Origin of the sequence: Micromonospora matsumotoense (assembly GCF_050951065.1) — a bacterium.
Taxonomy (GTDB): domain Bacteria; phylum Actinomycetota; class Actinomycetes; order Mycobacteriales; family Micromonosporaceae; genus Micromonospora; species Micromonospora matsumotoensis.
Window position 1 is genome coordinate 286,669 of sequence record NZ_CP192025.1, and the last position, 23,666, is coordinate 310,334.

A 23,666-nucleotide genomic window follows, 5' to 3' on the forward strand; every position below is an offset into this window, starting at 1 on the left:
CCACCCCGCCGTGCAGATGGACGAGACCTGGCAGATCCGGCGTACCGCCACCGACCTGGACCGACTCGGCGAGACCGAGTCGGTCTTCGCCCTCGGCAACGGCTGGGTGGGCTGGCGGGGCACCCTCGACGAGGGCGAGCCCTACGGCATGCCGGGCAGCTACCTCAACGGCCTCCACGAGCGGCGGCAACAGAGCTACCCCGAGGACGGGTACGCCTTCCCGCAGGACAGCGACACCGTGATCAGCGCGCCCAACGCCGCCCTGATCCGGCTCTGGGTGGCCGGCGAACCGCTGGACCTGCGCACCGGGACGGTCCGCGCCCACGAGCGCACCCTCGACCTGCGGGCCGGCGTGGTGGAACGGCACACCGAGTGGATCTCACCGGCCGGGCACGGGGTGCGGGTCCGCAGCACCCGACTGGTCTCACTGCCCCGACACGCCGTCGCCGCCGTCCGCTACCAGGTCGAACCGCTGGACGACCGGCCGGTCGAGATCCGGGTCTGCGCGGACGTGCTGGCCAACGAGCGGGTGCCGGAACGGGCCGACGACCCCCGGGCCGCCTCGGTCGTGCACGATCCGCTCGACGCCGAGCTGCACCGCCCGGACGGCCACCGGGGTGTGCTGGTGCACCGCACCGAGCGCAGCGCCCAGCGGGTCGCCGTCGCGGTGACCCACGAGACGACGGTCCCGGCGGGCTTCACCGAGGGCGACGACCACACCCCGGACCGGCTGCGGATGACCGTCGAGGGTCGGCTCGCGCCGGGCGGGCAACTGCAGCTCACCAAGTACGCCGCGTACGAGTGCGCGCCGGTCGACGACGGCACCCCCGACCAGCTGGCCGACCTGGTCACCACCGAGGTCGACGCCGCCCGGCGGCACGGTTTCGACGCGCTGCTGGCCGACCAGCGGGCCGTGCTCGACGAGCGGTGGCGCACCGCCGACGTGGAGATCGACGGCGACGCCGAGCTGCAGCAGGCCGTCCGCTTCTCGGTGTTCCACCTGCTCCAGGCGGGGCGGGTCGACGGCGACCGGACGATCGCGGCGAAGGGGCTCACCGGCAACGGCTACGACGGGCACGTGCTGTGGGACACCGAGAGCTACGTGCTGCCGGTGCTGACGTACCTGCTGCCCGGGGTGGCCCGGGGTGCGCTGCGCTGGCGGCGCGCCCACCTGCCCGAGGCCCGGGATCGCGCCGCCGAGCTGCGGCTCACCGGGGCGACCTTCCCGTGGCGCACCATCGGCGGCCGGGAGTGCTCCGGCTACTGGCCGGCCGGCACCGCCGCCCTGCACGTCAACGCCGACATCGCCGACGCGGTGCTGCGCTACGTCACGGCCACCGGCGACCAGGAGTTCCTCGTCGACACCGGGCTGGAGCTGCTGGTGGAGACGGCCCGGCTCTGGGCCGGCTACGGCCACTGGTCCGACGACGGCGCGTTCCACGTCACCGGGATCACCGGTCCCGACGAGTACGCCGCCCTGGTCGACGACAACGTCTTCACCAACCTGATGGTCCGGCGCAACCTGCGGGGGGCCGCCGACGCCGCCGGACGGCACCCGGAGCGGGCCGCCGCGCTCGGCGTCGACGCGGAGGAGATCGCCGGTTGGCGGGCCGCCGCCGACGCGGTGCACCTGCCCTATGACCGCAAGCGCGGGGTGCACCAGCAGGCGGCGGGCTTCACCGAGCAACCCGAGTGGGACTTCGCGGCGATGACCGACGACGACTACCCGCTACTGCTGCACTACCCCTACCTGGAGCTGTACCGGCGGCAGGTGGTCAAGCAGGCCGACCTGGTGCTCGCCATGCAGCGCTTCCCGGGGGAGTTCACCGCCGAGGAGAAGGCCCGCAACTTCGCCTACTACCAGGCCCGCACGGTCCGCGACTCGTCGCTGTCCGCCGGCTCCCAGGCGGTGCTCGCCGCCGAGCTGGGCCACCTGGACCTGGCGTACGACCTGTTCGCCGAGGCGGCCCTGCACGATCTCGCCGACCTCGGTGACAAGACCAGCGACGGGCTGCACCTGGCCGCGCTGGCCGGGGCGTGGACGGCGGTGGTGGAGGGCTTCGGCGGGCTGCGCGACGACACCGGGGAGCTGTCGTTCGACCCCCGGCTGCCGGCCCGGCTCGACCGGCTCGCCTTCCACCTGCGCTGGCACGGGCACCGGCTGCGGGTCACCCTGACCCGGGACGGCGCCCGCTACGAACTGCCCGACGCCGACCCGGCGACGGCGGTCGCGCTGCGGCACGCCGGGGAACCGGTCACGGTCACCGGCGCGGCGGCGGTCACCCGGCCGATGCCGCCGGTGCCCGACCCGGGGCCGGAGCCGCCGTCACCGCCCGGCCGGCGGCCGGCCCGTCGGGCCTGACCCGCCCCGCATCCGCTCCCGCACCACCGCCAGCTCCTCGAAGGCGTACGCCCAGTTGTGGCACTTGAAGCTGCGCAGCCCGGTGATCGGGGTGTGGCAGTCGAGGCAGTGCACCCCGGCGATCGCGTCCGGGACCTCGGTGTTGACGTACCGGCGGTCACCGAGGATCACCGTGGCGATCATCGCCGGGTCGTGCACGCCCTTGAGGGCCGAGGCGACGATGTCCAGCCAGGTGGTCCGGCGTCCGCACTTGGGGCAGTCCGGCTCGTCGCCGCTGACCCACAGTGGTGCGCCGATGCTCTGCGCCGGCATCCCGAGCAGCTTCTCCAGCCGGCGTACGTCGTGCTCCGGGGTGGTCCAGCGGTGCCGCCCCGGCAGCGAGGCGGGTGAGTCGTACACGGCCCGGAACAGGGCCGGGTCCACCTCCACGGTCTCCCGGTCAGTGTTCATCTCGGATACCTCCTCGCTGACGGTCGGTGTCACCGTCATACCGGCCCGGGGCGGTCCCGGGCAGCCGGCTCGCCGACACGGCGGGTCAACACCTCGTCGCCCGGGGTGCTAGACATCAGGCGCGACGGGCCCGCCGTGCACCGGTGGGGCGTCGCGCAGCACCGACGGGCACGAGGGGAAGGGGAGGGCCGGATGACCACGCCGATCGATGCCGAACAGGGGCCGAACGTGGCCCGGATGTACGACTACTACCTTGGCGGGTGCCACAACTTCGCCGCCGACCGGGCCGCCGCCGAGCAGATCCTGCGGATCTTCCCGGACACCGGGATCGCCGCCCAGGCCAACCGGCACTTCCTGCGCCGGGCCGTCCGGCACGCCGCCGAGCTGGGCGTACGCCAGTTCCTCGACATCGGCGCCGGGCTGCCCACCCAGGGCAACGTGCACGAGATCGTCCGTCAGGTCGCCCCCGACTCGACGGTGGTCTACGTCGACTACGACGAGGTCGCCGTCGCGCACGCCCGGCGGCTGCTGCCGGTCGACGGGCGGACCATCGTCGCCCACGGTGACCTGCGTCACCCGGACGAGCTGCTGGCCCACCCCGACGTCCGGGCGGTGATCGACTTCGGCCGCCCGGTCGCCGTGCTGCTGGTGGCGGTGCTGCACTTCGTCACCGACGCCGAGCAACCGTGGGCCGCCGTCACCCGACTGCGGGAGGCGACCGTCCCCGGCAGCCCCCTTGTCGTGTCCCACCTGACCATGGACGGTGCCCCGCCGCTGCCCACCCGGCAGGGGCGGGCGGTCTACCAACGCAGCAGCGCCCCGCTGGTGCCCCGCCCGCACGCCGACGTGCTGCGCTTCTTCGACGGGTACGACCTGGTCGACCCGGGGCTGGTCCGGGTGGCCGACTGGCGGCCCGACGGGGAGCCACGGGAACGGATCTCCCACGGCTACGCCGGGATGGGCCTGCGTCGCTGACCGCCGCCCGCAGTCGTCACACCTGGTCGGGCAGCAGCAGGGTGCGTACCCCGTGCAGGCCGTCCTCGGCGCGGCGGTGCGCCTCGGCGGCGGCGGCCAGCGGGAGCGTCTCGACGGTCCGGGCCCGCAGCCGGCCGTCGACCAGCAACGCGTTGATCGCCCGGGCCGCGTCGGCGAGTTCGGCGACGGTGGCGTGCGAGATCACGAAGCCCAGCACCGCCCCGTCGCGCAGGTACAGCTCCCCGGCGGGCAGCGTCGGGGCGGTCCCCAGCCCGGCCAGCACCAGCACCCGGCCCCGGGGGGCCAGCAGGCCGACGGTGGTGGGCAGGTCGTTGATCCCGGCCGCGTCCACCACCACGTCCACCCCGGACGGACACGCGCGGCGGACCTTCGACGCCCAGTCGACGTCCCGGTAGTCGACCACCGGCTCCGCGCCGAGGCCGGCGCAGAAGTCGGCGTCCCGGGGGTGCGCGGTCGCCACCACCCGGGCCCCGGCGGCGCGGGCCAGGGTGACGGCGGCGCTGCCCACGTTGCCGCCCGCACCGATCACCAGCACCACCTCGCCCGGCCGGATCCGGGCGTGGGTGACCAGGGCGAGGTACGCGGTCGCGGCCGGATGTGCCACCGCCACCGCCACCAGCGGGTCCACCCCGGCGGGCACCGGGTACAGCCGGTCGGCGGGCACCGCCACCAGGCCGGCGGCGGCACCGGGTCGGCCGGCGTGGCCCATGCTGTTGCACCACACCCGGTCGCCGGGCGTGAAGCCGGTGACGGCCGCGCCGACCCGCAGCACCGTCCCGGTCAGGTCCCGCCCGACGACGAAGGGGAAGGTCAGCGCAGTGGCGAACGCGCCGGACCGGACGAAGGTGTCCACCCGGTTCACCGGGCTCGCCTCCACCCCGACCAGCACCTCGGTCGGCGTCGGCCCGGGTGCGGGCAGCGCGCCGAACCGGATCGACTCGGCCGGCCCGGTCCGCTCCACGTACGCGGCGGGGGTGGTCTCCGTCGCGCCGGGCCGGCCGGGCCGGGGGGCCGGTGGGGTCGGCCGTCCGGTGGTCGGCATCGGTCGGGCGGTGGGGCCCCGGCCGGGGCCGGTCGCGGCGCTCACGACGCCACCGCCCCGGCACGTCGGGTGATCCGCTGTCCGAGGTGGAGCACCAGCAGGGCGACCACGGCCCCGGCCGCGCCGAGGGCGTACATGGTGGGCACGCCGGAGGGGAGCGCGGCGGCGCCGGCGGTGGTGCCCAGGCCGATGCCGAGATAGATGGCGGACGAGTTCAGTGACACCACCAGCGGGGCCTGCTGCGGCGCGGCGGCGATCAACCGGTGTTGTTGTGCCGGGGTCTGACACCAGCTCGCCGCGCCCCACGCGCCGACCAGCAGCGCGACCAGGATCGTCGGGGCGGACCCGGCGGTGCTGAGCGCGCCGAGCACGCCCAGCGCGACGGCCATCGCCGCGTACCCGGTCACCAGCACCGGCACCGCGCCCCACCGGTCGGTGGCGTAGCCGGAGGCGACGTTGCCGACGACCGCCCCCACCCCGTAGACCAGCAACATCAGGTTGACCTGGTAAGCGCCGACGCCGAGCGCGCCGAGGGTCGGCACGGCGAAGGCGTAGACGGTGTAGCAGGCGGCCATCCCGATCACGGTGAGCGGCAGCACGGCGAGTACGCCCGGTCGGCGCAACGCGGCCAACCGGGCGCGCAACGGCACGGCCGGAGCACCGGGCAGCGCGGGCATGGCCAGCCGGACGGCCACCGCGACGGCGAGCGCCAGCAGGGCGACCGCGACGAGCGCAGCCCGCCAGCCGAGCCACCGGCCGGTCAGGCCGCCGAGCGGGACGCCCAGCGCGGTGGCGACGGTGAGCCCGCCGATCACCACGGCCAGGGCCCGACCACGCAGTGCCGGCGGCACCAGCGAGGCACCTGCGGCGCCGGCGTTGGGGGTGTACGCGGCGGCGCCGGCGGCGGCGACGATCCGGCCGACGATCAGCACCGGCAGCGTGTCGGCACCCGCCGAGACGAGGTTGCCGACGGCGAGTACCAGCAGCGCGGTGACCAGCAGGGTACGGCGCGGCAGCCGGGCGGTCAGGGTGGACAGCACCGGGGCGAGGATCGCGTACGAGAGGGCGAACACCGTCACCGACTGCCCGGCGGCTGCGGTGGAGACCCGCAGCGAGTCGGCCATGTCGGGCAGCAGTCCGGCGACCACGAACGCGTCGGTGCCGACGGCGAAGGTGCCGGCGGCGAGGATCAGCGTGAACCGTAGGCCCCGGCCGGGCCCGGCGGTGGTGGCCGGCCCTGGGTCGGTGCGGGTGTGCAGGTGGGACATGAGGTCTCCGGTTGGCGGGACGGCATGCGGCGGCGCGGCGGACCGCGCCGGGCACGGGGATTCGGGTGTGGACGGTCATCGGGTCGGGCGGCAGGGGGAACCGCCCGACCCGATGACCGGGATCGCCGGCCGATGGTGCAGGCGTGGGCGGGCCACCGGGCGGTGGGGCGCGGGCCGACGGTCGGTCGGCGGTCGCGGAGGTGGCGGGCGGGGCGTCAGCCGCGCAGCAGCGCGTAGCGGCGCCGGGTGCGCTCGGCCGCTCCCGCCGGAGCCGAATCGAGCAGGTCGGCCAGGGTGTGACCGGCCAGCTCGCGCCGCCAGGCAAGGTCGGCGCGGTGCATCACGGTGCTGATGGCACACGGGGTGCGGAACTCCGGCGCGGAGGGGTCCACCCCCGCGCCACGCTGGCGGATCTCGGTGCACCGGAACGGGTTGTCGGCCCCGTCGATCGCCACCATCACGTCCATCACCGTCACGTCCGCCGGTTGGCGGGCGAAGCGGAACCCACCGCGCGCGCCGGGCACCGACTGGAGAATGCCGGCCCTGGTCAGGGCCTGGAGGCATTTGGTGAGGTACGCCGGGGGCAGCTCGAACCACTCGGCGAGCCGGGCGGCGGGCATCGGGTGTTCGCCGCCGATCCAGGCGAGGGTGAGGCAGCAGTGCAGCCCCCACTCGACCTGCTCGCTCATCCGCACAACCAGGATAGTACACGTCCTGGTTAGCTTCGGGAGTCGACGCCGACGGCCGAATATCCGCGCTCCGATCCCACCCTCGGCCGGGGCAGCGCGCGTAGCAGCTCCCGCAGCAACTCCCGCAGGATGCCCACCCCGTCCTCGGTCAGGATCGACTCCGGGTGGAACTGCACGGACGCGAACCCGGCCGCCCGCAGGGCGTACACCTCTCCGGTCGCCGGGTCCCGGATCACCTCCACCGCCGTGGAGTGCCGCCCGTCCGGCAGCCGCCCGGTCGGGCAGCGCCCCGCGAACGTGTTGTAGAAGGCCACCCGGCGGGCCGCACCGAACAACCGGATCTCCTTCTGCACCCCCTGGTTGGGCACCGGCAGCCGGTGCAACGGGATGCCCAGCAGGTCACACAGCACCTGATGGCTCAGGCACACGGCGAGGAACGGGCGGCGGTCGGCCAGCAGCGCCCCGATCGTGTCCCGCAGCAGCTGGATCCTCGGGTCGCCGTCGTCGCGCGGGTCACCCGGGCCGGGCCCCGCCACCACCAGGTCGTACGCGTCGACGGTGAACGGCTCGTCGTGCCGGCACACCGTCACCTCCAGCCCCAGCGACTGCAGTTGCTGACCGAGCATGACGGCGAAGGTGTCCTCGGCGTCGACCACCAGGACCCGTCGGCCGCCGAGCACCGGATCGACGTCGTCGGGCGGTGCCGGGTCCCGGACCCCGGACAGCTCCGGGGCCAGCCAGAACCGACCGACCCGATCGTTGCGTTGCCGCAGCGCCCGGCGTACCCCCGGATGTGCGGCCAGCCCACCGACCGGCTGGGCGTGCAGGGCGGTCAGCAGGCCGGCGGCCTTCGCCCGGGTCTCCGCCGCCTCCGCGACCGGGTCCGAGTCGCGGACCAGCGTCGCACCGACCGACAGCCGCAGCCGGCCGCCGGAGTCGATGTCGGCGGTGCGGATCACGATCGTCGAATCCAGGGTCCGGCGGCCGTCCCCGTCGTGGCCGATCAGGGCCAGCGCGCCGCTGTAGTAGGCGCGGCCGGTCGGCTCGTACCGGCCGATCACCCGGGTCGCGTTCTGCAACGGGCTGCCGACCACGGTCGGCGCGAACATCGTCTCCCGCAGCACGTCCCGCACGTCCGCGTCGGTGCACCCCTCCACCAGGTACTCGGTGTGCGCGAGGCGGGCCATCTCCCGCAGGTACGGCCCGCGCACCCGGGCGCCGTCCGGGCAGATCCGGGCCATCATCTTCAACTCCTCGTCGACCACCATGAACAGCTCGGCGGTCTCCTTGGAGGTGGCGAGGAAGTCGAGCACGCCGGGCACCGTCGGCCCGGAGTCCGGGTACCGGTAGGTGCCGCTGATCGGGTTCATCACGGCCCGCCCGCCGGCCAGGCTGACGTGCCGTTCCGGGCTCGCCCCGACCAGCGTCCGGTCGCCGGTGTGCACCAGGAACGTCCAGTACGCGCCGTTCTCCGCGGCGAGCAGCCGACGGAACAACCGCAGCGCGGCGGTCAGCGGGTCCCCGGTCAGGTCGGCGATCCAGGTGCGCTTGAGGACGAAGTTGGCCCCCTGCCCGCTGCCGATCTCCGCGTCGAGCACCGCGCGCACCAGCCCGGCGTACGCGTCGTCGGACAGGTCGTAGTCGCCGGGGCCGATCGGGATCTCGCCGTCCGGGATGCGTCGCAGCACCTCGGCCAGCGGCAGCACCTCCTGCCGTTCGACCCGCATCGCCAGCAGCGGGGTGCCGTCGTCGGGGGCGTCGAAGCCCCGCTCGGCCACCTGCCGGTACGGCACCAGGACCAGCAGGTCCTCACCCGTCGGGGTCCGCGCGGGATCGGGCAGGGGCAGGTCGGCCAGCCGGTCGACCGGGGTGACCGGGCCGGCGAGCACGTCGACCCAGCCGTACTCGTGCGCGTACGGCCGGTGCAGCAGGGCGAACGGCTGGCGGCGCCCGGTCGGGTCGACGGGTGGCAACGCGGCCGGGTCGGACGGTGGTCGGTGCTCTGCGGACATCGGCCGCCTCCTCTCGTGGTGGTGGTTGGCCGCCCGGCCGGTGGGGCGGCCGGGCGGCCGGTGCGGGGCGGTGCGGGTGGAGGTGCGGTGCGGGTGGAGGTGCGGGGCGGTGGCCACCCCGGCGTGCGGTTCAGACCCCTGCCGGTGCGGTGACGGTCGGGAGCGCGGCGAGCAGGGTGTCGGTCGACGCCACCACGGCACACCGGTTCGCCGCGTAGGTGAGGGCCATCCGGTGGTCCTCGGCGGTGAAGTCGGCCACCGCGTCGGCGGCGACGAACGTCTCGATGTCGTGCGAGAACGCGTCGCAGGCGGTGGCCAGCACGCCGACGTGGGCGTACACGCCGCAGATGATGAGCTGGTCGCGGCCGGCGGCGCGGATGCGGTCCAGCAGGTCGGTGCGGTGGAACGCGCTGTAGCGCCACTTGGTGAACACCCAGTCCCCGACGGCGGGGGCGAGCGCCGGGTCGACCCGGCGGTGCTGCGGCGCGGCGGTCATCCCCGGCCCCCAGAAGTCGGCCAGCAGGCCGCGCTGGAGCGCGGTCATCGCCCCCGGCTGCGCGGTGTACGCCACCGGGACGCCCAGCTCGGCGCAGCGGGCGCGCAGCCGGGCCGCGTGGTGCCGCAGGGCCCGGCCCGGCTGCACGTCGGGCGGGAACGGACGCAGGAAGTAGCCCTGCATGTCGTGGACGAGCAGCACCGCGCGGGCCGGGTCGGGCACCCAGGCGACGGTGTTGGCGGGCAGGTCGGGCAGGTCGTACCGAATGGTGTCCGGGATGCCCACGGTCTCCTCCTCGGTCGGTCGGGCTCAGACGCCGAGCGTGGCGCCGCCGTCGACGGTCAGGTGCTGCATGGTGATGTGCCGGGCGTCGTCGGAGATCAGGAACAGCACCGCGGCGGCGATGTCGGCCGGGTCGGCGATGCGGCCCAGCGGGATGCCGACCCGGTACGCCTCCGGCACCCCGCCGATGGTGGAGCGCCGGGCCGCGTCGTCGGGCAGCAGCGCGGCCAGCATCGGGGTGTCGGTGGAGCCGGGCGCGACCACGTTGCACCGGATGCCGTACCGGGCGAGTTCCAGCCCGAGCGCCTTGGTGAACGCGGTGGCCGCCGCCTTGGACGCGCCGTACGCGGACATCCCGGCGCGGGCGGTGCCGGCGGCGTTGGAGGCGACGGTGACGATGGTGCCGCGTCGTCGGGGCACCATCCGGTCGGCCACCGCCCGGCAGGTGTGGAACACGCCCGTGGTGTTGACCGCGAAGGTGACCTGCCAGTCGTCCTCGGTGAGCGCGCGCGCCTCACCCGAGCGCAGCACCCCGGCCGCGTTCACCAGGGCGTCGATCGGCCCGAGCGTCCGTTCGACGGTGTCCACCAGCTCGCGTACCGCCGCACCCTCCCGGACGTCGGCGGGGTACGCGGTGAGTGGCAGCCCGGCGGCGCGGGCCTCGGCGACGGTGGCCCGTAACCGGTCGGCGTCGCTGTCGACGGCGGCGACCGGGGTGCCGCGTCGGGCGAGCGCCCGGGCCACCTCGGCACCGATCCCACCGGCCGCGCCGGTGACCAGGGCCGTGCCGACGGTGCTCACCGATCGACACCTTCGGCGGCGAGCAGCCGGGCCAGCTCCAGGCGCTTGATCTTGGTGGTGGCGGTGTGCGGCAGGTCGGCCAGCCGGCGGTGCACCGGGTCGGCCATCGGCGGCAGGCCCTGGGCCGCCGCGTGCCAGGCGTCGAGGTCCAGGGGTTTGTCGTCGCGGGTGCAGACCACCGGCACCGGCCGGCCCTCGGTGGCCACGATGATCACCTCGGTCAGATCGCTCATCCGGGCCAGCAGATGGTCCTCGGCGACCAGGGTGCTGCCGAAGCCGGGCACCACGTCGACCTCGCGGTCGAGCAGGTGCAGGCAGCCCCACCGGGTGCGGTAGCCGACGTCGCCCATCTTCCACCAGCCGCCGTCGACCTGGGCCGCGTAGCGCTCCGGCTCACCGAGGAAGGTGATCGCCCGGCCGTCGCTGCGGGCCTCGATCCGGCCCGGCGACTCCCGCGTCGGCGGCCGGCCGTCGATCGACACCACCCGGATGTCGGTCATGCCGGGGAACGGCACACCGACGCAGCGTCCGTCGTGCTCCGGCTCCCACCGCCGGCTGTACGTCCGGCCGACCACCGGGCCGGTCTCGCTCTGGCCGTACAGCTGGGCGAACTTCGGGTTGCGGTGGTCGGAGGCGGCCAGCATCCGGCGGATGGTGCGGGGGTGGATCGCGTCGAACGTACTGCTGAAGTAGCGGACGCTGGCCAGCGGCCGGCGCGGGTCGTCGGCCAACTCCTCCCAGCGCAGGAACGAGTTGGGGTGCGCCTCGATCACGCCGGGCCGGAACCGGACGAGGAGTTCGGCGGCGCGCGCCGGGTCGTCGTCGGCGAGCACGATCAGCGGTACGCCGCGCGACAACGCCAGCGTCATCGCGCTGATCGCCCGGGAGTGCACGAACGACACGTGCAGCAGCAGCGGTTCACGGCGGCGGACCAGCCCGGCGATGGTGGCCTGCGGCCGGTAGCGGGCCTGGAGCGACCAGCCGGTGTGCACGGCCATCTTGGGGATGCCGGTGGTGCCGGAGGTGTGGGTGACCAGCGACGGGTGGTCGGCGGGCATGGTCACGGCCGGGACCCGGGGTGCGCCGGCCAACTCGGCCAGGGCGGTGCCGGCCGGGTGGGTGCCGGCGGCGAGCAGCACCCCGTCGGCCAGTTCGTCGACGCCCTCGGGCAGGGTGCCGGTCAGCTTCGTCTCGTCGGTGAGCAGGTACGCCGGTGCGGCCCGGCGCAGCAGCTCGGCGACCGTCGCACCGTCCAGTTTGGGCGACAGCAGCACCGGGACCGCGCCGATGCGGGCGATGGCGACCGCGAGCAGTGGAATGTCGAAGCCGTCCGACTTGTAGACCACCACCCGGTCGGCGGGCCGGATGCGTGCCGCCCACAGCCGGGAGGCGAGGTCGTCGACGAGGTCCGCGATCTCCGCCATGGTGATCCGGCGGCCGAGTTCCGGTGCCACGTCCAGGTCGTGGTCGAGGATGAGCAGGCTGGCGGGGTGCCGGGCGAGCGCCCGGTCGAAGACCGTGCCGAGTCGGATTCCCTGGTTGGCGACGCGTTGCAGCAGCATGGCTACCGTCCCTCGGAGGACTGTTCGATGAAGGCCTTGAGCCGCGCGAGCGTCAGGTCGATGTCGCCGCGCAGCTTCTCGGTCCACTGGGTGAAGAACCGCTCGGTCGCCTCGGCGTCGAGGTCGGCGGTGATGCCCCGGATGCCTTCGGTCGGCTCACCCATCCGGAACCGGTGGACGAGCAGGCTGCCGCCCGGAGCGGCGTTGATCTCGTACGACCAGACGCTCTCCTGGCGTTCGCCGGCGCTGTTGCGCATGGCCCAGGCGAACGTCCGGCCGGGTGCGGCGCGTACCACCTCGGCGGTGGTCTGCCACTGGCCCCGCACGACCGGCGCCCAGGACACCACGTCGGCGGTGCGGACGTTGTCACCCCGGAACACCGCGCCCACCGTGCCCGGGGTGCCGGAGATCCATTCGCCGCCCTGGCATTCCGGGCTCCACCGGCCACTCGCCGGTAGGTCGCTGACCACCGCGTAGATGTGCTGCGGGGTGGCTCGTACCTCGATTTCGCCGTGCACCGCGAACAATTCGCGATGGCCTTTCGCACCCAACACGGAAACCTCCTCCCGAGGGCGTGCCGAACTGCCGCACAATGGCCGACAAACGGCACGGGACGGTCGACAACGACCGGACTTTCGCCGGCTGTGCGCGGTGCGGTGGTGCCACGTGACACGCCGAGGCCGGTAACTATGAGTGCCGCACTGATCACTCTCGATCAGGTGTGCGGGTAGACCATAAGTCCGTCGCGGGGGTCGTGCAATGCACCTCGGGTACGCCGGGTCACCCCGTCACTCTGTGCAGCAACCCATCGTGCCTTATCTATGCTCAGGCCGTCGGCGTGGCACGGATCGACCTGATCCGTGACTCCGGGTCACCTTTTTGGGCTGGATAGACCTCCCAAGATGTGGGAAGTGCCGCCGGTGGGGGTGGGTTGCTCCCGCTGCCGGTCCCGAGGGCGGCGGGCGACTCGGGGCGAGCTGCTGATCAACGTTCCCGGTGGGCGGCGATTGAACAGTGGGCAGGGCGACATGACCTCCGTCACTTCCGTCGGGTCGACGCCCCCGGACGGGTGGTGCCGCCAGTGATCCCATCCCAGGTTTCGGATGGGTGGGGGAGTTTGTTCTGGTCACCCTGTGCCACCAAGGGTGCTGGTCGGTCGGACGTTCGATGCTGGTGGCGGGACGAGTGCCGGTGGCCCCGGTCGTCGACGGCCGGATTGCCGGTCCCGGTTCGGCTACTCTGTGTGCTCGCCGGTCGTGGAGCGGCGGGCGATAACCGGGACATTGCTTGTCAGGGTTCCGGTGACGTCCTAGACTCGGCGCTCGACAGAGGTGTGAGACATCCGCTTGAGGGAAGTTGCGATGTTCAATGTAATGGTGGGTCTGAGCTAGCCAGATCATCTTTTTCCGACCAGGGAGCGACTTCACGCCACGCCTCCGCCGGAAGGCTGCGGCGCACCAGTCGCGCCCATTTCCCGTGACGAATATCCGCCAGCGGTGTGTACTGGAGTTCGGTATGCGCCGCTCAACGGTCCACGCACCCACGGCCTGCGGCCCGGTCGCGGCCGTCGCCTGATCCGCCCGTCAGTTCCCTCGATCGTCCCCGACCGGGCCACCCCGGTCGCCCGGTCCGGCCGTCGCCTGCCCGGTCCCCGCACCGCCGCCGGGGTGGGGTGCCCGCCGTCTGCGGACCGCCACGGGCCGTGGCGTGCCCATATGCGCAGCGCATAATAGGTACGGCCTCCGCGCGGACCGGCGGGGGCGAGGAGCAGCGACGGCCGCCGGTCGGGGGCCGAGGCGATGAGCGGAGACGGCGGTACGGTGACCCAGGCGATGCCGAACGTGACCCGGAACACGCGCCAGCGCGGCGAGGTGCTGGCGTTGCTGCGCGAGGTCGACGGTTTCCACACCGCGCAGCAACTGCACCAGATGCTATTGGCCCGCAAGGCCCGGGTCGGCCTGACCACGGTCTACCGGACCCTGCAACTGCTCGTCGACGCCCAGGAGATCGACTCCACCCGATTGCCCGGCGGTGAGCAGTTGTTCCGCCGGTGCAGCCAGAGCCGACACCATCACCACCTGGTCTGCCGGCGGTGCGGCAGCACGGTGGAGGTGGCCGGGCCGGCGGTCGAGCGGTGGGCCGACCAGGTTGCCGCCCAGCACGGCTTCACCGAGGTCGGGCACACCTTCGAGATCTTCGGCACCTGCGCGCAGTGCGCCCACTGATCGACGCGGGCACGCTGCGCGTCGTCCGGCGGTGACCGGGCCGCCGTCTTTCGCCCGGCTGTCGTCGGTGCGTGGCCGCCCGGCGGCGTGCGGGTGTCACCTGCGGCCCGCCGCCCGGCAGCATTCGGGCCGTCGCCTCCGGGTGGCCGCCCGGTGTGCCGGACCGGAGGTGCCTCCTCTGCTCCGGCACACCGGGACAGATCAGCAGTTCCGCAGTTCGGGGGACTGGTTCAGGAGTTGACCCCGGGTGGAGACGAAGCGGCGGTATGGCTCCGAGCCGACCGCCGCCGGACGGAACGCGGCGACCCGGTGACAGTTCTGGAACGCCAGCTTCACGCCGAAGTGGCGTGTCAGGCCCGCATCCACACCCCGGTACGACGCCGAGTCAGCGTCGGCCGGTCTCGCACCTCGCCAGCGGTGGCTCCTCGACGTACCGCAGCTCGGCACAGCGTCGCAGCGAGCGGGAGGGGGAGAGCCGCCACTCGTAGCGGGCCGCCTGGAAGCCCATGAAGGTGGTGCGTCCACAGCACCGGAAGGATGCGGAGCCCTCGGGGAGCAGGTGTTGCTCCTCGACCCCGTCGATCTCGATCCGCACCTGCAGCCGGTAGTCGGACACCCCGTGCGGAAGCACCTCACCGGTGTCGGACGGGGGCTGGAGCGTGACCGGCAACTCGATGGTCTGCCCGGTGGTGAGGACATGGGGACGGTCGGGGGCCCCGTCCGCCGCCTCTGTCCCGGACGGCTGGCCCTCGTCGGATGCCCTGGCGGTGGGAGCCGGGGCGTCGTCGCGACAGGCCAACTCCACCCAGGGGCCGTCCTCCTCGGTGGGCGTGACCTGGGCGATCGGTACCGCCACCACCGACACCCCGGTGACGTCGAGGTCACGCCGCGCGTGCACCGACAGGAGGTGGGCGGGCTCGGGAGCCACCGGGACGCCGCCGCTGCGCTGCGCCCACTCGGCGAACCGTCGGCAGTCCGTGACCTGCGGCGGTGGCCCCGCCTCGGCCCGATCGCGGGCGATCTGGAAGGCCAGCTCGGTGCCACCCTGGGGGGCGGTGAACCGGGCGGCCAGGTCGACGGCCGGGCCGGAGTCGACCGGGCGGGCGGGATCGGCCGGACCCGACGGTTCGGAACGCTCCGCCCGGTGTTGCGCACCGTCCGACGCCCCGAGCAGCCGGACCACGCCGAAGGCCAGCAGCGCGGGCAGGACCAGGACGACGACGAGCAGGGCGGTCTGCCGCCGGTCGGTGTTCACAGTTTCCAGACCGGCGGCCCGGCGCCGTCCGCGGTCCAGCCGTTGAGGAGGTGCGCGTGGTACCGGTCCTGGTAACGGCGGGCCAGGCCGGTGCTGCGGAACGGCCGGCCGTGGTCGTCGACCACCTGGATGCGCCTCTCGCCGTGGAGATCGAGTTCCAGTTCGACGACCCATTCGCAGTACGACCGGTCGGTGTACGCCTGGACGTCGAGGGTCACCGGTTCACCCGGGGAGAGGGTCAGCGCGCGGTGGTCCCCGTAGGCCGCGCCGAGCGTCTCGTCCTTCGGCCTGATCACGCGGGCGATGCTCTCCGGCTCGTCGAGGTCGAAACCGATACTCAGGGGTTCGCCGTCGCCCTGGCTGCCCTGGAAGATCAATGTGCCGGACATCGGCGCGGAGCGCTTGAGCACCCGGGCGCGGATCTGCCTGACGAACACCGGACCGGTCCACTGGCCGACCGCGGAGATCCGGATCCGGGTGAGCAGTCGGGTGAGCCGGGCATCGGTGAAGCGCACCACCCCGTGCACGACGCCCGGGAGGCTGTCCGGCCCCTCGCCGTCGGCCGTCCGCTGCCACCTGGTGAGGAGTTCCTGCCGCTGGCCGCTGGTCAACGGCGCGGGCAGGACCCAGGCCACCGCCTCGTCGGAACGGTTGTAGTAGTAGGCGTTGGCCGCGATCGGCGGCTTGCGCTGAGCGTCCGTCCGTTTGGCCTGCTCGACCGCACGGTCGTCCCGTACCGCCTGCTCCGAGGAGGTGATCCGGTTGGCGACCGTGCCGATCACCGTGCCGATCACCGCGCTGGCCGCCGCCCCGCCCGCCGCCAACAGCAGCTTCCGCCGGGTGGACCGGTCAACCGGGGCATCCGGCTGTTCGTCCGACGGAGGCTGCGGCGTGGCCGCCGCCTGCGGCGGCGGCTCCTGCGGCGGGGCCGGCGTCGGCTGCGGCCCCCGAGGCGCTGCTGGTGTCGGCTGCGGCTCCGCCGACTTCCGCTGGCCCTTCGCTCGCCTGGATCTGCGTGGTGGCACGCCTCTCACCTCCGCACGGCAACCGGATCGCCACGCTACGCCATCCTGGACCAGGCGCGGACCGGCAGGGCACCCGTCAGCGGGGCGCGCTGCCGAAGGCGCTGGATAGGTAGGCCCGGGAGTCGGCGAGGGCGCCCTCGATGATCCGGGCCGCCTCACGCGCCTCCTCGGGCCGGTGCCCGGCCTGCACCTGGAGCCGGAACCGGGACGAGCCGGTCGGGGTCACCGGGAACTCGACCATGAACGCCAGCACCCCCCGGTCGAAGAGCAGCCGGTTCGCCGTCCGCGCCAGCTTCTCGTTGCCGATCAGCAGCGGCACGATCGGGGACGGCTCACCCATGCAGGTCAGGCCCCGGCCGGTCAGCTCGTCGCGGAGGGCGTGGATCGCGGTGAAGAGCCGGGCCCGCAGCGCGTCCCCCTCGGCCGACCGGATGATCCGGGCGGCCTCCCGTACCACGGCGGTCTGCACCGGCGACAGCGCGTTGGAGAAGAAGTGCGACCCGCCGAACATCTTCACGTACTGCTTCAGGGCCGGTGAGCGGGACGCCACGAAGCCGCCGTTGGAGCAGAACGTCTTGGAGAAGGCCCCCATCACGATGTCGACCTCACCGAGCAGGCCCTGCATCCCCAGCACACCCGTGCCGCCCGGCCCCATCGAGCCCAGGTCGTGCGCCACGTCGACGAGCAGCGTGGCGTCGTGTTCCCGGCAGACGCGTTGCAGGGTGACCAGGTCCGGCCAGTCTGCGTCCACCGAGAAGAGCCCGTCGGTGACCACCAGGATGCCGTTGCGGGTGTCGGTGGCCCGGATCTCGGTCAGGTGCCGGCGGACCGCCTCCACGTTGAGGTGCTCGTAGCGGACCACGTTCCGGGTGGCCGCCCGCGCCCCCTGCTGGAGGCAGGAGTGGGCCAGCCGGTCGATCAGGATGTGGTCGGACTGCCGCACCAGACCGACGACCGCCCCGAAACCGGCCGCCCAGCCGGTCGGGAAGAGCGTCACGTGCTCCAGCCCGACCAGGTCGCCGAGGGCCGCCTCCAGGTCGTCGGAGATCCGGGTGTTGCCGAGCACCATCGGCGAGCCGGCGCTGTGCGGCCCGTAGTCGTGCATCGCCTTCGCCGCCGCCTCCCGGATCCCCGGGTGGGTGTTGAACGACAGGTAGTCCTGCGAGTTGAAGTTGATGCCCCGGGCCCGCCGGCCCAGGTCGTTGGTGATCTGGGCGACGCTGTCCGGCGCCGCCTCCAGCACCCGGGAGTACTGCCACGTCTCGGTGCGGCGGCGGGCCTGCACCCAGTCGTAGAAGTCCTCGGTACGGGTCAGCAGGTTGCGCCCGGCGGGCCGGTAGAAGTCGTACGCGTTCTTGTCCAGCGCGTACTCCTCGTCGGGGTCGACGGGGTTGCGCAGGTGGGCCGGCTCCCACATCCCGGTCAGCTCCTCGACGACCCGGGCCAGCTCGTCGTCGGCGCCGTCGAGGGAGGCGAGGTCGTCCCACGGGATGTGGGTGGCCCAGTTCCGGGTCATCTCGGAGACCTCCGACGCGGTACGCGCCATGGTCTCGAAGTCCCCACGCCGGGCCGCCGCCAGGATGATCCCGATCAGTTCGCCGTCTTCACGCTGGTCCAGGTCGATGGTCACGGTGTCGTCTCCCGGTGGCGTCATCAGGCGAACAGGTTCTGCTGGTAGGAGCGGGACGTCTCGGCGAAGTCGGCGAAGACCGCGTGGTCGGCGGAAGACTCCTTCGCGGCGTCGTTGAGCAGGAAGAGATTGGACGCCTGGAAGAACTCCGACACCGGCGCGACGTCGGCGTGCGTGGCGATGAACCGGTCGGTCTCCTGCTGGTTGCCCCGCAACGCGACGAACAACTGCAACTCGTCGTGCCGGTACGGTCGCATCTCGGCCAGCGTGCAGACGTAGTCGTGGTAGGCGGCGGCATTCTGGCTGCGGCGGCGGTCTCCGTACGCGGTCATCGCCTCGTCGATCGACACGGCACCGCGCAGCCACCGGTCCAGCGCGGCGCTGACCAGTTCCGCGTCGCGGAAGGCGTGGGTCATGCCGATCGCGGTGCACTGGTCCTTGGCCGACTCGGCGTCGCCGACCAGCACCCAGCCGGGCCCGTGCAGCGGGCGGAGGAAGGCCGACTGGTCCAGGGTGCCGTAGATGCGCTCCTCCCGGGTCCCCTTGGCCCGTACCATCTCGCCCAGCTCCGGGCTGACGAAGTCCAACGCCCGCTGGTAGTTGCCCGGCACGTCGGCGCGGAACTCCCGCGACCACTCACTCGGCCCCCAGACCAGGACCATGTTCTGGTCGAAGTTGGTCGGCACCACCGCGCAGGCCAGCCGGCCGCGCCGGTGCAGTTGCGCCGGGCCCAGATCGAAACCGGACCAGTAGCTCCAGTACGCGAACGTGCAGCGGGGCCGCTCGTCGTACTTCGGCAGCGCGAGGGTACGGGCGACGAACGAGTTGCGGCCGTCGGCGCCGATGACGATCCGGGCGCGTTCCTCGACCGGTTCCCCGTCGGCGGTGCGCCCCCGGATGCCGACGACCTGCCCGTCCTCCACGATCAGCTCCCGGACGGTGAAACCGGTGCGCACCTCGGCACCGGCCCCGGCCGCCGCGTCGATCAGGATCTGGTCGAGCACCCGACGGCGCACCGAGGCGTAGCTCTGCACCACCCCGGAGTCGTCGCCGTGCAGGTCCCGGAAGTACTCCCGCAGCAGCTCGACCGGCACCGAGCCGGTCAGCGAGATGCCGTCGTTGACCACCTCGACCGTGGTGTGCGCCGGGGTGACCGCGAGGACCTTGTCGAGCAGCCCCCACCGGTTGAGGTAGGACATCCCGTGCGGCCAGAGGAAGTGTGTCGAGATGACGTCGCTGGGGAACGAGGCGCGGTCCACCACCAGCACCCGGTGGCCCTGCCGGGCGAGCAGCAGTGCGGTGGACGCACCCGAACAGCGGGCGCCGATCACGATTGCGTCGTACATCTGCCTCGGTCCTTCTGGGGGTGACGGCGGCGGGGACCCGACCGCGCAGGCGGCGAGTCGCCGCAGGTCAAACCGGGTGTGCGGGTGGCCTCGACGATTCCGTCCGTCACCTGCGCCCACTCGGCCCGGCCAGCCCGAGCGGAGAGCATAACCTACGTCCACAGTGGACAAAATGCGGTGGCGACTCCACTTCTGCCCGAACGTCGCTCAGCGTCGCAAGTGGGTTGACTGAGGCTAAGATGCCTGAGATCCGTTGGCCATGATGGTGATATTCGTCGTCTCCCCCTCGTGGGGAAGAACGAGACTGGCCTCTTTGCGGCCACCTTCGATGAGCGGGGACACGGCAACCACCCGCGCTTCACCCCCGGCGCCCCCTGTCGCCAGCACCAACTTTCCCGCGTCGTCGGATTTTCCGGAGGCGATGATCTGTCCGTCGACATTCACCAGCGAGACTTCGGCTTCGGGCAGCCCCAGCGCACGGCAGCTGGCCTTCTGTGTGTCACACGAGTTGAGGCGGATTTCCACGTCGACCTCGGTGCGGGCGGGATCTCCGCAGGCGGACAGGGCCAAGGCTGAAAAGACGATGCAGGCTACCGACCCTACTTGCGGGTGACCAATCTTCACAGCGCCCTTCGGATCGCTAGATGCAACAGTGTCGCGAGTCGCGGTTCGTAGCTCGTGCTCCGCCGACTCGGCCGCCGATCCAGCGGCGTCCAGGGCAGGGGGTCCGCTGCGAGCCCATCTGCGGCGGCTCACTCGTGGCGGTAGCCGCGACCGGTAGCCGCACGTCCAGGCCGTGGGTCAACGGCCGGCCGACCCGCGGCCGGTCCTCATCCCCCGAGCCCGCAAATCGCAGCGGGACATGCCGGCCGGCCATGGCCGACCGGGCGTCGTTGTCCGGCCGGTCACCGACGTACAGGATCGTGGACGCGTCGCCGCCGCCCTCGCGGACCACGCGAGTGAAGAACTCCGGCACCGGCTTCGCGACGCCCTACACCGCCGACGTGCCGATCACGTCCACCGGCAGGGCGAGCGCGCGCAGCGTCGCCTCGGCGTGGGCCGGCTGGTTGCCGGCCAGCCCGACACGAAGGCCCTGCTTCTTCAGGGTAGCCAGGCAGGCCCGCGCGTCCGGGTAGAGGTCATCCTCGCCCAAACGACTCCGGATTCCCGGCGGCGACCTGGCGCGCGAGTTCGACGCCGAGGTCGAAGCCGGGCCGGAACACCCCGGAACACCTCCTGATAGTCCTCCCCCCGTTTCCTTTTTGATCGTCCTGCCGGCAGTCCGACGCCTGGACCAGCGGACGAGGCCACGATGCGATGCGTGGAGGCGGGTGTGGGGAACGACGGATACGGCGTCTTCCTGGGGTTGGACGTCGGCAAGGAGGGTCATCATGCGGTCAGGTGGGCCCCGGACGGCAAGTGGCTGCACGACGCGCCGTTGCCGAACACCGAGGTCCGACTGCGGCAGCTGTTCGACAAGCTCGCTCGCCATGGGCGGGTCCTGGTGGTGGTCGACCAGCCGGCCTCGATCGGTGCTCTGCCGGTCGCGGTGGCGCGGGCGTGCGGTCATCAGGTGGCCTACCTGCCCGGCCTGGCCATGCGGCGGATCGCCGATCTGTATCCCGGCAGTGCGAAGACCGACGCCCGTGACGCCTACGTCATCGCTGATGCCGCTCGCACCCTGCCGCACACGCTGCGGCGGGTCGACACCGGCGACGAAACCCTGGCCGAGCTGGAAGTCCTTGTCGGCTTCGACGACGACCCCGCCGGCGAAGCCACCCGCGTATCCAACCGCATCCGGGGACTACTCACCCAGATCCACCCCGCCCTGGAACGGGTCCTCGGCCCGAAAGCGCACCACAAGGCCGTACTGGAACTGCTGTCACGCTGCGGCGGACCCGCCGGCCTCCGCAAAGCCGGCCTCCGCAAACGGACCTCGATCGCCATAGCGTACGCACCCCGCATAGGTGAACGGCTCGTCGCGCAGATCATGACCGCCCTCGACGAACAGACCGTCACCGTTCCCGGCACCCCCCAAGCGATCACCGCGTCGAAGACCGCGGGGAACGTGTGCCGGGGGGACGCCGAGCCAGTCCGCCCAGGTGGCAACTCGCGAGACTCGTGGAGAATCGACCCGCGACGTCGAAGAAGAGCGCCTCGACCACACGCGCCCCTGTCCTCGATCAGTGGCGCGGATCGTACTGTCATCTATCGGTCCGCAGGGATCGCCCCGAGGGCGCACACTGCCCGCATGACGCCTGCCGCCTCCTTCCTCGCCGAGCCGCCACCGAGCGCGGCCGCGACCGCCGCATACGAGGACGACATCGCCTCCGACGGCTACGTCAACAACCTGACCCGCGTCTGGTGCTGGCGACCGGACGTGCTGATGTCGTTCCAGAACACCCGTACCGAGCTGCTGTCCGCGTCCACGCTGTCGTCGCGGGAGGTGGCAGTGCTGGTCGCCGCAACCGCCGCCGCCCTGGGCGACTCTTACTGCGCGCTGGCCTGGGGCACCCGGCTCGCCGAGCTGAGCGACGAGGCAACCGCCGCCGGGGTGCTGCGCGGCACCAGGGCGGATCTGTCCGAGCGGGAGGCCGCGCTGGCCGACTGGTCCCGCCAGGTCGTCCGGGACCCGAACGCCACTACCGAGGACAGCGTGCGGCGCCTGCGTGACGCCGGTCTGACCGATGGGGAGATCTTCGAGGCGACCACGCTGATCGCGTTCCGGCTGGCCTTCTCCACTGTCAACGACGCGCTCGGCGCGCGGCCCGACGCGCAGCTCGCGCAGCGGGTGCCCCAGCTCGTCCGGGAGGCGGTGACCTTCGGCCGCCCGGCCTAACGACCTCGTGCGTGGTTGGCGGTAGCAGGATCTGTGCCGTCTCATCGTTTGTGGGGTGCGGCGGGTAGGGCACGGATTCGTCGAGGGTGGTGTTCGGTGCGGTCGGTGTGTTGGTGGCCGGACAGGAGCCCGGCGATGGCGCGCAGGCTGGTGTCGAAGGACTCGCGGCGGCCGTGGTAGCGGCCGAGGATTCGCCGGTTCTTGAGGTGTCCGATGGCGTGCTCGACCCGGATGCGTTGGGAGGAGTGCCGTTTGCGGGAGGCCTCGTGGGCGGCGATGACGCTCGGTGGCAGGGAGGTTTGACGTTTGCGTGGCTTGGGTCTGGGGGTGATGACCGTGCCGTTGGTGTCGGTGCCGAGGCCCTGGTATCCGGCGTCGGCGAGGATCTGAACGTCCAAGGGTGCGTTCAGGAGCAGGTCGACCAGGCCGGCAGTGCGGGCCTGAGTGAGGTCATGCATCGACCCGGGACGTGTCTCGCCGCAGAACAGCAACCGCCCGAGCGGGTCGCAGATCACCAGGGCTTTGATGGTGTTGAGTCGGGCCTTGCCGGACACGAACGGGTCTCTGCCTGCGCGACCCGCGATCGGCCGACGGACGCGGACCTCGGTGGCGTCCATCAACGCTTGCGGGTGGTGCCTGAGGTAGGCCACCACATCGGAGAGGGTCCGGAGCCGGACGCCGTCGCGTACCAGGCAGCCGCGTTCGGCCGGTAGCGGCCGGATCTCGGCGATGCTGCGGCTGATCGTCGAGCGGTGGGCACCGAACCAGGCGGCCACGACATCGTGGGTCAGCCCGTGGCGGAGATGGACCAGGGTGGCCAGCAGCCGGTCAACGAACTCGAACCGGTGCTTGGCGCCTGCTCCGATCCGGCGACGGCGGGTCCGCGCGGCGAGCCGGTCATGGTGCTGTGCCCGCCGCCGCGGCCCTACCTCGGTGACCAGGTCCTCAATCACGGAGCGGGACAAGCCCGTCAACCGTCGGTTCGTCATGATCGCAGCACCCACCATGAGGCAAACAACGATCATCAATACTCAAGGATTCGCAACCATGCACGAGGTCGTTAGGCGTTGCGTACGTCGATCCGGTTTAGGCCGCTGATCCGGTCGGCCAGATCAGCGACGAGGGTCTGAGTTGTCTTGAACACCTCGGACTTCGCATCGAACAAGCTCACCGCGAGACCGCTGCCGCCAGCCGTGGCGGCGAGGAGAAAACCACCCGTAGCTCGGTCTATGACCGTCAGGAGTTGACTCTGCCCGCCCAGGATGCACACGGCGTTGGCGTATGACAGCGTTCGGCTCATCCCACCAGCATGCCCGCCTAGCGCTCCCGGGCGCGCTGACGCTCACCGAACCGGTAGGTCAGCCACGTCGCGCCGAGGGTACACCC

20 protein-coding genes and 3 pseudogenes are annotated in these 23,666 nt (G+C 72.6%); 5 read left to right on the top strand and 18 right to left on the bottom strand.

The genetic code is table 11. From position 1 onward, the window contains the following. Positions 1 to 16: 16 nt before the first annotated feature. Positions 17 to 2,362, top strand: coding sequence for a glycoside hydrolase family 65 protein (locus ACQP1S_RS01435; RefSeq protein WP_432907695.1), 2,346 nt, complete (start codon positions 17 to 19; stop codon positions 2,360 to 2,362). On the opposite strand, the gene ACQP1S_RS01440 is transcribed toward ACQP1S_RS01435, so the two are convergent. Further along, on the bottom strand, positions 2,327 to 2,812 hold the full coding sequence (locus tag ACQP1S_RS01440; protein ID WP_091252036.1) for a hypothetical protein: 486 nt from the start codon (positions 2,810 to 2,812) through the stop codon (positions 2,327 to 2,329). The genes ACQP1S_RS01435 and ACQP1S_RS01440 overlap by 36 nt on opposite strands. Positions 2,813 to 3,004: 192 nt before the next feature. Between ACQP1S_RS01440 and ACQP1S_RS01445 the strand changes: the two genes are divergently transcribed. Beyond that, positions 3,005 to 3,787: an SAM-dependent methyltransferase gene (locus tag ACQP1S_RS01445; RefSeq protein WP_432902233.1), complete on the top strand. Its 783-nt coding sequence runs from the start codon at positions 3,005 to 3,007 to the stop codon at positions 3,785 to 3,787. 16 nt (positions 3,788 to 3,803) lie between these two features. On the opposite strand, the gene ACQP1S_RS01450 is transcribed toward ACQP1S_RS01445, so the two are convergent. From ACQP1S_RS01450 to ACQP1S_RS01485, 8 genes are all read right to left on the bottom strand, one after another. Continuing rightward, on the bottom strand, positions 3,804 to 4,895 hold the full coding sequence (locus tag ACQP1S_RS01450) for an NADPH:quinone reductase (RefSeq protein WP_432902235.1): 1,092 nt from the start codon (positions 4,893 to 4,895) through the stop codon (positions 3,804 to 3,806). Further along, the gene (locus tag ACQP1S_RS01455) at positions 4,892 to 6,118 is read right to left on the bottom strand and encodes an MFS transporter (RefSeq protein ID WP_432902237.1); all 1,227 of its coding nucleotides are present in this window, start codon (positions 6,116 to 6,118) and stop codon (positions 4,892 to 4,894) included. Before ACQP1S_RS01455 ends, ACQP1S_RS01450 begins: the two co-directional genes overlap by 4 nt. Before the next feature lie 215 nt (positions 6,119 to 6,333). Then, positions 6,334 to 6,807 (bottom strand): RrF2 family transcriptional regulator, encoded by a 474-nt coding sequence (locus ACQP1S_RS01460; RefSeq protein ID WP_218108287.1) that lies wholly within the window; start codon positions 6,805 to 6,807, stop codon positions 6,334 to 6,336. Positions 6,808 to 6,836: 29 nt separating this feature from the next. Continuing rightward, positions 6,837 to 8,819, bottom strand: coding sequence for a chorismate-binding protein (locus ACQP1S_RS01465; RefSeq protein ID WP_432902240.1), 1,983 nt, complete (start codon positions 8,817 to 8,819; stop codon positions 6,837 to 6,839). 130 nt (positions 8,820 to 8,949) lie between these two features. Continuing rightward, the gene (locus tag ACQP1S_RS01470; protein ID WP_432902242.1) at positions 8,950 to 9,600 is read right to left on the bottom strand and encodes an isochorismatase family protein; all 651 of its coding nucleotides are present in this window, start codon (positions 9,598 to 9,600) and stop codon (positions 8,950 to 8,952) included. Positions 9,601 to 9,624: 24 nt separating this feature from the next. Beyond that, on the bottom strand, positions 9,625 to 10,398 hold the full coding sequence (locus tag ACQP1S_RS01475) for a 2,3-dihydro-2,3-dihydroxybenzoate dehydrogenase (protein ID WP_432902244.1): 774 nt from the start codon (positions 10,396 to 10,398) through the stop codon (positions 9,625 to 9,627). Continuing rightward, the gene (locus ACQP1S_RS01480; RefSeq protein ID WP_432902246.1) at positions 10,395 to 11,960 is read right to left on the bottom strand and encodes an AMP-binding protein; all 1,566 of its coding nucleotides are present in this window, start codon (positions 11,958 to 11,960) and stop codon (positions 10,395 to 10,397) included. The genes ACQP1S_RS01475 and ACQP1S_RS01480 overlap by 4 nt, the downstream gene beginning before the upstream one ends. Positions 11,961 to 11,962: 2 nt before the next feature. Further along, positions 11,963 to 12,514, bottom strand: coding sequence for an SRPBCC family protein (locus ACQP1S_RS01485; protein WP_091252017.1), 552 nt, complete (start codon positions 12,512 to 12,514; stop codon positions 11,963 to 11,965). A gap of 1,245 nt (positions 12,515 to 13,759) precedes the next feature. Between ACQP1S_RS01485 and ACQP1S_RS01490 the strand changes: the two genes are divergently transcribed. Then, the gene (locus ACQP1S_RS01490) at positions 13,760 to 14,185 is read left to right on the top strand and encodes a Fur family transcriptional regulator (protein WP_363671434.1); all 426 of its coding nucleotides are present in this window, start codon (positions 13,760 to 13,762) and stop codon (positions 14,183 to 14,185) included. Between the two features lie 201 nt (positions 14,186 to 14,386). Here ACQP1S_RS01490 and ACQP1S_RS01495 read toward each other — a convergent pair. From ACQP1S_RS01495 to ACQP1S_RS01525, 7 genes and pseudogenes are all read right to left on the bottom strand, one after another. Then, a pseudogene (locus ACQP1S_RS01495) lies at positions 14,387 to 14,548 on the bottom strand (SCO5389 family protein); the annotation flags it as partial. Between the two features lie 22 nt (positions 14,549 to 14,570). Then, positions 14,571 to 15,440 (bottom strand): hypothetical protein, encoded by an 870-nt coding sequence (locus ACQP1S_RS01500; RefSeq protein ID WP_432902249.1) that lies wholly within the window; start codon positions 15,438 to 15,440, stop codon positions 14,571 to 14,573. Next, positions 15,437 to 16,264, bottom strand: a complete 828-nt coding sequence (locus ACQP1S_RS01505) for a hypothetical protein (protein ID WP_432902250.1) — start codon at positions 16,262 to 16,264, stop codon at positions 15,437 to 15,439. The genes ACQP1S_RS01500 and ACQP1S_RS01505 overlap by 4 nt, the downstream gene beginning before the upstream one ends. Before the next feature lie 277 nt (positions 16,265 to 16,541). Beyond that, positions 16,542 to 18,095, bottom strand: a complete 1,554-nt coding sequence (locus ACQP1S_RS01510; protein ID WP_432902252.1) for an aminotransferase class I/II-fold pyridoxal phosphate-dependent enzyme — start codon at positions 18,093 to 18,095, stop codon at positions 16,542 to 16,544. Positions 18,096 to 18,118: 23 nt separating this feature from the next. Further along, positions 18,119 to 19,441 (bottom strand): NAD(P)/FAD-dependent oxidoreductase, encoded by a 1,323-nt coding sequence (locus ACQP1S_RS01515; RefSeq protein WP_432902254.1) that lies wholly within the window; start codon positions 19,439 to 19,441, stop codon positions 18,119 to 18,121. Positions 19,442 to 19,675: 234 nt separating this feature from the next. Continuing rightward, positions 19,676 to 20,065: a hypothetical protein gene (locus ACQP1S_RS01520; RefSeq protein ID WP_432902256.1), complete on the bottom strand. Its 390-nt coding sequence runs from the start codon at positions 20,063 to 20,065 to the stop codon at positions 19,676 to 19,678. 253 nt (positions 20,066 to 20,318) lie between these two features. Then, a pseudogene (locus tag ACQP1S_RS01525) lies at positions 20,319 to 20,695 on the bottom strand (HAD family hydrolase); the annotation flags it as partial. 58 nt (positions 20,696 to 20,753) lie between these two features. Here ACQP1S_RS01525 and ACQP1S_RS01530 point away from each other — a divergent pair. Next, positions 20,754 to 21,482 (top strand): annotated as a pseudogene (locus ACQP1S_RS01530) (IS110 family transposase); the annotation flags it as partial. An 839-nt stretch (positions 21,483 to 22,321) separates the two neighbouring features. On the opposite strand, the gene ACQP1S_RS01535 reads toward ACQP1S_RS01530, so the two are convergent. After that, positions 22,322 to 23,056 carry a transposase family protein gene (locus tag ACQP1S_RS01535; protein ID WP_432907698.1) on the bottom strand — a complete coding sequence of 245 codons (735 nt, stop codon included), beginning with the start codon at positions 23,054 to 23,056 and terminating at the stop codon, positions 22,322 to 22,324. On the opposite strand from ACQP1S_RS01535, the gene ACQP1S_RS01540 reads away from it, so the two are divergent. Beyond that, complete coding sequence (locus ACQP1S_RS01540) at positions 23,033 to 23,344, top strand: hypothetical protein (RefSeq protein WP_432908515.1); 312 nt, start codon at positions 23,033 to 23,035, stop codon at positions 23,342 to 23,344. The two genes, ACQP1S_RS01535 and ACQP1S_RS01540, sit on opposite strands and share 24 nt — an antisense overlap. On the opposite strand, the gene ACQP1S_RS01545 is transcribed toward ACQP1S_RS01540, so the two are convergent. After that, on the bottom strand, positions 23,341 to 23,580 hold the full coding sequence (locus ACQP1S_RS01545; protein WP_432902258.1) for a hypothetical protein: 240 nt from the start codon (positions 23,578 to 23,580) through the stop codon (positions 23,341 to 23,343). The genes ACQP1S_RS01540 and ACQP1S_RS01545 overlap by 4 nt on opposite strands. Positions 23,581 to 23,666 lie beyond the last annotated feature (86 nt).